Annotated in this window: 2 protein-coding genes; both read right to left on the reverse strand. The window is 70.9% G+C overall.

Annotation, left to right across the window (positions count from 1 at the left end; translation table 11 throughout):
- Nucleotides 1-491, reverse strand: a 491-nt coding sequence (locus KV557_RS41805) for a GTP-binding protein (RefSeq protein WP_218207354.1), incomplete at its 3' end; no start/stop codon positions are given.
- On the reverse strand, nt 491-1,369 hold an 879-nt coding region (gene cysD, locus KV557_RS41810), incomplete at its 5' end, for a sulfate adenylyltransferase subunit CysD (RefSeq protein ID WP_218207356.1). The genes KV557_RS41805 and cysD, both read right to left, overlap by 1 nt.

Here is a 1,369-nt window from a genome sequence, read left to right on the forward strand (position 1 = left end):
GCGAAGACGGGCTCCGCGTAGTCGACGAGGTCCATCTTGTTGACGGCCAGGACGACGTGTGGCACGCGTAGCAGTGCGGTGACGGCGGCGTGGCGGCGGGTCTGCTCGACGACGCCGTTGCGGGCGTCGACGAGGACGACGGCGAGTTCGGCGGTGGAGGCGCCGGTGACCATATTGCGGGTGTACTGCACGTGCCCCGGGGTGTCGGCGAGGATGAACCGGCGTCTGGGGGTGGCGAAGTAGCGGTAGGCGACGTCGATGGTGATGCCCTGCTCGCGTTCGGCGCGCAGGCCGTCGGTGAGCAGTGCGAGGTCGGGGGTGTCCTGGCCGCGGCCCAGGGAGACGCGCTCGACGGCCTCCAGCTGGTCGGCGAGCACGGACTTGGAGTCGTGCAGGAGCCGGCCGACCAGGGTGGACTTGCCGTCGTCGACGGATCCGGCGGTGGCGAAGCGCAGCAGCGAGGTGGCGGTGGTTTCCTGGACGGTGCTCATTAGAAGTATCCCTCGCGCTTGCGGTCTTCCATCGCTGCCTCGGACATCTTGTCGTCGGCCCGCGTCGCGCCGCGCTCGGTGAGGCGGCTGGCGGCGATCTCGGTGATCACGGCCTGGATGTCGGTGGCGTCGGAGTCGACGGCGCCGGTGCAGGACATGTCGCCGACGGTGCGGTAGCGGATGAGGCGCCGCTCGACGGGTTCGTTCTCCTTCGGGCCGCCCCACTCGCCGGCGGTCAGCCACATGCCGCCCCGGGAGAAGACGTCCCGCTCGTGGGCGTAGTAGATCTCGGGGAGGTCGATGCCCTCGCGCTCGATGTACTGCCAGACGTCCAGCTCGGTCCAGTTGGAGAGCGGGAAGACGCGCACGTGCTCGCCGACGGCGTGCCGGCCGTTGTAGAGCGACCACAGCTCGGGGCGCTGGCGGCGCGGGTCCCAGGCGCCGAACTCGTCGCGCAGGGAGAAGACGCGCTCCTTGGCGCGGGCCTTCTCCTCGTCGCGGCGGCCGCCGCCGAAGACGGCGTCGAAGCGGTTCGACTCGATGGCGTCCAGCAGCGGGACGGTCTGCAGCGGGTTGCGGGTGCCGTCCGGGCGCTCGCGCAGCCGGCCGTCGTCGATGAAGTCCTGGACGTGGGCGACGTGCAGGCGCAGGCCGTGCTCGGCCACCACGCGGTCGCGGTAGGCGATGACCTCGGGGAAGTTGTGCCCGGTGTCGACGTGCAGCAGCGAGAACGGGACGGCGGCGGGCCGGAAGGCCTTGAGCGCCAGGTGCAGCATGACGATGGAGTCCTTGCCGCCGGAGAACAGGATCACCGGGCGCTCGAACTCCCCCGCGACCTCGCGGAAGATGTGCACCGACTCGGCCTCCAGCGCCTCCAG

Source organism: Kitasatospora aureofaciens (genome assembly GCF_019192735.1).
Classification (GTDB): domain Bacteria; phylum Actinomycetota; class Actinomycetes; order Streptomycetales; family Streptomycetaceae; genus Kitasatospora; species Kitasatospora aureofaciens_A.